6 protein-coding genes are annotated in these 5,630 nt (G+C 73.3%); 1 reads left to right on the forward strand and 5 read right to left on the reverse strand.

From position 1 onward, the window contains the following. Positions 1-20 precede the first annotated feature (20 nt). From GL263_RS20180 to hrcA, 5 genes are all read right to left on the reverse strand, one after another. Positions 21-374, reverse strand: a complete 354-nt coding sequence (locus GL263_RS20180; RefSeq protein ID WP_182857147.1) for a histidine triad nucleotide-binding protein — start codon at positions 372-374, stop codon at positions 21-23. A 99-nt stretch (positions 375-473) separates the two neighbouring features. After that, positions 474-1,211: a 16S rRNA (uracil(1498)-N(3))-methyltransferase gene (locus GL263_RS20185; protein WP_182857148.1), complete on the reverse strand. Its 738-nt coding sequence runs from the start codon at positions 1,209-1,211 to the stop codon at positions 474-476. Beyond that, the gene (locus GL263_RS20190; protein WP_182857149.1) at positions 1,208-2,368 is read right to left on the reverse strand and encodes a nitronate monooxygenase; all 1,161 of its coding nucleotides are present in this window, start codon (positions 2,366-2,368) and stop codon (positions 1,208-1,210) included. The genes GL263_RS20185 and GL263_RS20190 overlap by 4 nt, the downstream gene beginning before the upstream one ends. A gap of 95 nt (positions 2,369-2,463) precedes the next feature. Continuing rightward, positions 2,464-3,594 carry a molecular chaperone DnaJ gene (gene dnaJ / locus GL263_RS20195; RefSeq protein ID WP_182857150.1) on the reverse strand — a complete coding sequence of 377 codons (1,131 nt, stop codon included), beginning with the start codon at positions 3,592-3,594 and terminating at the stop codon, positions 2,464-2,466. Beyond that, entirely contained in the window at positions 3,595-4,611 is a 1,017-nt protein-coding gene (gene hrcA, locus GL263_RS20200) for a heat-inducible transcriptional repressor HrcA (RefSeq protein ID WP_182857151.1), read from the reverse strand. It abuts the gene before it with no gap. 222 nt (positions 4,612-4,833) lie between these two features. Here hrcA and GL263_RS20205 point away from each other — a divergent pair, with 222 nt between their 5' ends. Then, complete coding sequence (locus GL263_RS20205; RefSeq protein WP_182857152.1) at positions 4,834-5,550, forward strand: MBL fold metallo-hydrolase; 717 nt, start codon at positions 4,834-4,836, stop codon at positions 5,548-5,550. The last annotated feature ends 80 nt before the right edge of the window (positions 5,551-5,630 follow it).

Below are 5,630 nucleotides of genomic sequence, written 5' to 3' on the forward strand. Positions count from 1 at the left end.
GTGGGCGGTGACCGGGCGGGTCAGCCGGGGGGCCACTCCAGGCCGCGTCCGGCGAGGACGTGCGCGTGGACGTGGAACACCGTCTGGCCCGCGCCCGAACCGGTGTTGAGCACGGTCCGGTAGGCGTCGACCTTCTCCTGCGCGGCGACCTCGCCGGCCTCCCGCAGCAGGTCGGCGGCGAGCCGCGGTTCGGCGGCGGCCAGCGCCGCGGCGTTGGGGTAGTGCGCCTTGGGGATCACGAGCACGTGGGTCGGCGCCTGCGGATTGATGTCCCGGAACGCGACGGTCGTCTCCGTCTGCCGGACGACGGTCGCCGGAACCTCACCCGCGACGATCTTGCAGAACAGGCAGTCGGCCTGCGGTTCTCCAGCCATGAGCGGATGCTACCCGCAAGATCCGGTCGTCGGCCCGCCCCCAGGCCGTCCCCGGCCCGGCGGCGGCCGGCACGGGCGTCCGGATCGGGGCGGTCGGCCTCAGCCCCAGCGGCCGGTGCGGCCGAGCAGCAGCGCGGTGGCCGCCGTGCCGGCGGTGGAGGTGCGCAGCACGCTCTGGCCAAGCTGGTACGGGTGGGCGCCCGCCTCGGCGAACGCGTCCAACTCGGCCGGCGCCACGCCGCCTTCCGGGCCGACGACCAGCATGATCTCGCCCTCGGTGGGGAGTTCGGCACGGGCGAGCGGACTGGCGCCCTCCTCGTGCAGCACCCCGGCGAACGCGGCCTTCGCCAGCAGCGGCACCAACTGCGCCGTGGTGACCGGATCGTGGACCTCGGGGAAGCGCAGGCGCCGCGACTGCTTGCCGGCCTCCCGTGCCGTGTTCCGCCACTTCGCCAGGGACTTCTCGCCGCGCGGGCCGCGCCACTGGGTGATGCAGCGGGAGGCCGTCCAGGGGACGATCGCGTCCACTCCGGTCTCGGTCATCGTCTCCACGGCCAGCTCGCCCCGGTCGCCCTTGGGGAGTGCCTGCACGACGGTGATGCGGGGGCTGGGCGGGGGCTCCTCGACCAGTTCGTCGAGGTGCACGGTGAGCCGGTCCTTGCCCTCGGTCGCCGCGACGGTGCCGGTCCCGCCGCGCCCGGCGCCGTCGGTGAGCGTGACCGCCTCGCCGACCCGCAGCCTGCGGACCGAGACGGCGTGCCGGCCCTCGGCCCCGTCCACCAGCACCGGGCCGGGCGCGAGCCGGTCGGTGTCCACGACAAACAGCGGCGCGGTCATGACGCCCTCCTGGCCAGCAGATCGGTACGGGCCGACTCCAACTCGTCGGCGAGCAGGGACACCAGCTCCCCGGCCGGCATCTCGCGGGCCAGCCGGTGGCCCTGGCCGGCCCACAGCGCCATGCCCTGCGGGTCGCCGGCCTTCGCCGCGGCCTTGCGCAGGCCCGCGGTCATGTGGTGCACCTGCGGGTAGGCGGACGGCGCGTAGGGGCCGTGCTCCCGCATGAAGCGGTTCACCAGACCGCGGGCGGGCCGCCCGGTGAACGCGCGGGTCAGCTCGGTACGGGTGAACATCGGGTCGGTCAGCGCCTGTTTGTGCAGGGGGTGCGCGCCGGACTCGGGACACGGCAGGAAGGCCGTGCCGAGCTGGGCGGCGGTCGCGCCCGCGGTGAGGGCCGCGGCGATCTGGCCGCCGCGCATCAGCCCGCCGGCGGCTATCAGCGGCAGCAGCACGGCCTCCCTGACCTGGGCGATGAGCGCGAGCAGTCCGACGCCGGCGCCGTCCGCGTGCGGGGCGTCGCGGTGGGTGCTCTGGTGCCCGCCGGCCTCGACGCCCTGTACGCAGAGCGCGGCGGCGCCCGCCCACTGCGCGGCCTGCGCCTCGGCGACCGAGGTGACCGTGACCACCGTGAACGTGCCGGCTTCCGCGAGCCGTTCGAGTACCCGGCGGGAGGGGCAGCCGAAGGCGAACGAGACCACCGGGACCGGGTCCTCGCAGAGCACGGCCAGCTTCGCCTCGTAGGCGTCGTCGATGCCCTGGTCCGGGTCGCCCAGCTCGGTGCCGTACCAGGCGGCCTCGCCGGCGAGTTGGGCCCGGTAGACCTCCACCGCCGCCGAGACGTCGCAGCCCGCGGCGGCGGGGCCGGCGTTGTCGTCCGGCTCGTGCAGCCTGGAGACGCTGTGCTGGGGGACGAAGAGGTTGACACCGAAGGGTCGGCCGGTCAGTCCGCGCAGCCGTTTGATCTCGCCGTACATGGCCTCGGGCGTCTTGTAGCCGGCGGCCAGGAAGCCCAGTCCACCGGCCTCGGTGACGGCGGCGGCGAGCTCCGGCGTGGAGGCGCCGCCGGCCATCGGCGCCTGGACGACGGGGTGCTCGTACAGCGCGGAGAGCGCACGGGGTTCCGGGGTCGCGGAAGGCGCCGAGGAAGCAGCGGACATGACCACATCCTGTCACGGCTTGTGCACGAATCCACCGGCGGTACCAGACCTTCCGGTCGTTACCGATGGTAAGTCCACAGCGGCCCCGAGTGACCTCAGCGCCCGTTGAACGCGTCCTTCAGCCGGGAGAACAGGCCCTGCTGGCCGGGCTGGAACTGGCCCAGCGGCCGCTCCTCGCCCCGCAGCTTCGCCAGCCGCCGCAGCAACTCCTCCTGCTCGGCGTCGAGCTTCGCCGGCGTCTGCACCTCCACGTGCACGATGAGGTCACCGCGCCCGTTCCCGCGCAGATGCGTCACGCCCCGACCGTGCAGCGGGATCGACTGGCCGGACTGGGTGCCGGGCCGGATGTCGACCTCCTCCAGCCCGTCCAGCGTCTCCAGCGGGCACTTGGTGCCGAGCGCGGCCGCCGTCATCGGGATCGTCACCGTGCAGTGCAGGTCGTCGCCGCGACGCTGGAACACCGAGTGCGGCTTCTCGTGGATCTCCACGTACAGGTCGCCGGCGGGTCCGCCGCCCGGGCCGACCTCGCCCTCACCGGCCAGCTGGATCCGCGTGCCGTTGTCCACACCCGCCGGGATCTTCACCGTCAGCGTGCGGCGCGAACGGACCCGGCCGTCGCCGGCGCACTCCGGGCACGGCGTCGGCACGACCGTGCCGAAGCCCTGGCACTGCGGGCAGGGACGGGAGGTCATGACCTGGCCGAGGAAGGAACGCGTGACCTGCGAGACCTCGCCGCGGCCCCGGCACATGTCACACGTCTGCGCGGAGGTACCGGGCGCGGCGCCCTCACCGCTGCACGTGGTGCAGACGGTGGCGGTGTCGACCTGGATCTCCTTCGTGGTGCCGAACGCGGCCTCCTCCAGCTCGATGTCGAGCCGGATCATCGCGTCCTGGCCGCGCCGGGTGCGCGAACGAGGGCCCCGCTGGGCGGCGGTGCCGAAGAACGCGTCCATGATGTCGGAGAAGTTGCCGAAGCCCGCGCCGGCGCCGAACCCGGCTCCGGCGGCACCGCCGGCCGGGTCGCCGCCCAGGTCGTAGACCTGCTTCTTCTGCGGGTCGGAGAGCACCTCGTAGGCGGTGTTGATCTCCTTGAACCGCTCCTGCGTCTTCGGGTCCGGGTTGACGTCCGGGTGCAGCTCGCGCGCCAGCCGGCGGAAGGCCTTCTTGATCTCGGCCTGCGAGGCGTCCCGCTGGAGTCCCAGGATCGCGTAGTAGTCCGTCGCCACTTATGACTCCGCGAGAATCTGTCCGACGTAACGTGCCACTGCGCGTACCGCTCCCATCGTTCCCGGATAGTCCATGCGGGTCGGTCCGACCACGCCCAACTTGGCGACTGCCTCGCCGCCGGAACCGTAACCGACCGAGACCACGGAGGTGGAATTCAGACCTTCGTGAGCATTCTCATGACCGATGCGGACCGTCATGCCCGAGTCGGTCGCCTCGCCGAGGAGCTTGAGCAGGACCACCTGCTCCTCCAACGCCTCCAGCACCGGACGGATGGTCAACGGGAAGTCGTGTCCGAAGCGGGTCAGATTGGCGGTACCGCCGATCATCAGTCGCTCCTCGGTGTCCTCGACCAGTGTCTCCAGCAGCGTCGCCAGCACGGCGGACACCGCGCCCCGGTCGTCCAGGTCGAACGCCTCGGGCAGGTCCTGGACCAGCTGCGGCACCTCGGTGAAGCGCTGGCCGACGACGCGGCTGTTCAGCCGGGCCCGCAGATCGGCCACCGACGTCTCGCCGATCGGGCCGGGGCAGTCGACCATGCGCTGCTCCACCCGCCCGGTGTCGGTGATCAGGACGAGCATCAGCCGGGCCGGGGCCAGCGACAGCAGCTCGACGTGCCGCACGGTCGACCGGGTCAGCGACGGGTACTGCACTACCGCGACCTGCCGGGTCAGCTGCGCCAGCAGCCGCACCGTGCGTCCCACGACGTCGTCGAGGTCGACGGAGGCGTCCAGGAAGTTCTGGATCGCCCGGCGTTCGGCCGCGCTCAGCGGCTTGACCCCGGCCAGCTTGTCGACGAACAGCCGGTAGCCCTTGTCCGTCGGCACCCGGCCGGCGCTGGTGTGGGGCTGCGCGATGTAGCCCTCCTCCTCCAGCGCGGCCATGTCGTTGCGCACCGTCGCCGGGGAGACCTGCAGGTTGTGCCGCTCGGTGAGCGCCTTGGAGCCGACCGGCTCCTCCGTGCCGACGTAGTCCTGGACGATGGCGCGGAGTACCTCCAGCCTGCGTTCACTGAGCATTACTGCGCACCTCCGTCCGGCCTGCGTCCAAGCCTCACGATTCTGGCACTCACCACCGCTGAGTGCCAGCCTTCCCCCAGCAAGTGTACGGCCGGGTACCACACGCCGGGCAAGGCGCCCGCCCCCACCGGATCACGTCCGCACCGCCGGGGCGTGCCGTCCCCCGGGGTGTGTCGGCCGGGCCGCCGGGCGGGGGTTCGGCGCACGCGCTAGCGTCGCGTCATGGACAGCGGCAGCAGCAGTGGCTGGGAAGACCTCGCACCCGGGGTGGTGCGCCGCCGGATGCCCGGCTGGGACGAGACCGTCGGCGCCGTCGCCGGCTCCGAGGGCCTGCTGGTCGTCGATACCGGCGCCTGCCTGCGGGAGGGCGCCGAGCTGCGGCGCGAGCTGGAACAGCGGTTCGGGCGGCGCCCCACGCACGTCGCGCTCACCCACCCGCACTTCGACCACGTCCTGGGCACGGCCGCCTTCGCCGGCGTGCAGGTGTACGCGGCGGTCGGCTCCGACCGGCTGCTCAGGAAGGGCGCCGAGGAGCTGCGCGCGGACGCCGTCCGGCACGGCCTCACCCCCGAGGAGGCCACCGAGGCGGTGGACGTCCTGGTGGTGCCGCACCACCAGGTGAGCGGTGAGATGACCCTGCGCCTGGGCGACCGGGAGGTGCTGCTGGCGAACGTCGGCCCCGGCCACACCGGCCACGACCTGGTCGTCCTCGTCCCCGGCACCCCCCACGTGGTGTTCTGCGGCGACCTCGTCGAGGAGTCCGGCGAACCGCAGGCCGGCCGCGACGCCCATCCCGCACGCTGGCCCGAGGCGCTGGACCGGCTGCTCTCACTCGGCGGCCCGGACGCGCGCTACGTACCGGGGCACGGCGCGGTGGTGGACGCCGACTTCGTCCGGGCCCAACGTGAGGACCTGGCACGCCGGTTCGTCACCGGCTGAGCGGCGGCCGCCTCCCGCCGCGGACCCGGCTCCGGTTCCCTCCGCGGGCACGTCCCTGCCGCAGAATGGCGGGCATGCGC

It is taken from the genome of Streptomyces durbertensis (genome assembly GCF_014156695.1).
GTDB lineage: Bacteria > Actinomycetota > Actinomycetes > Streptomycetales > Streptomycetaceae > Streptomyces > Streptomyces durbertensis.

Coding starts and splice junctions, on each gene's coding strand:
- GL263_RS20180 (WP_182857147.1), bottom strand. CDS start 374: ATGGCTGGAGAACCGCAGGCCGACTGCCTGTTCTGCAAGATCGTCGCG.
- GL263_RS20185 (WP_182857148.1), bottom strand. CDS start 1,211: ATGACCGCGCCGCTGTTTGTCGTGGACACCGACCGGCTCGCGCCCGGC.
- GL263_RS20190 (WP_182857149.1), bottom strand. CDS start 2,368: ATGTCCGCTGCTTCCTCGGCGCCTTCCGCGACCCCGGAACCCCGTGCG.
- hrcA (WP_182857151.1), bottom strand. CDS start 4,611: ATGCTCAGTGAACGCAGGCTGGAGGTACTCCGCGCCATCGTCCAGGAC.
- GL263_RS20205 (WP_182857152.1), top strand. CDS start 4,834: ATGGACAGCGGCAGCAGCAGTGGCTGGGAAGACCTCGCACCCGGGGTG.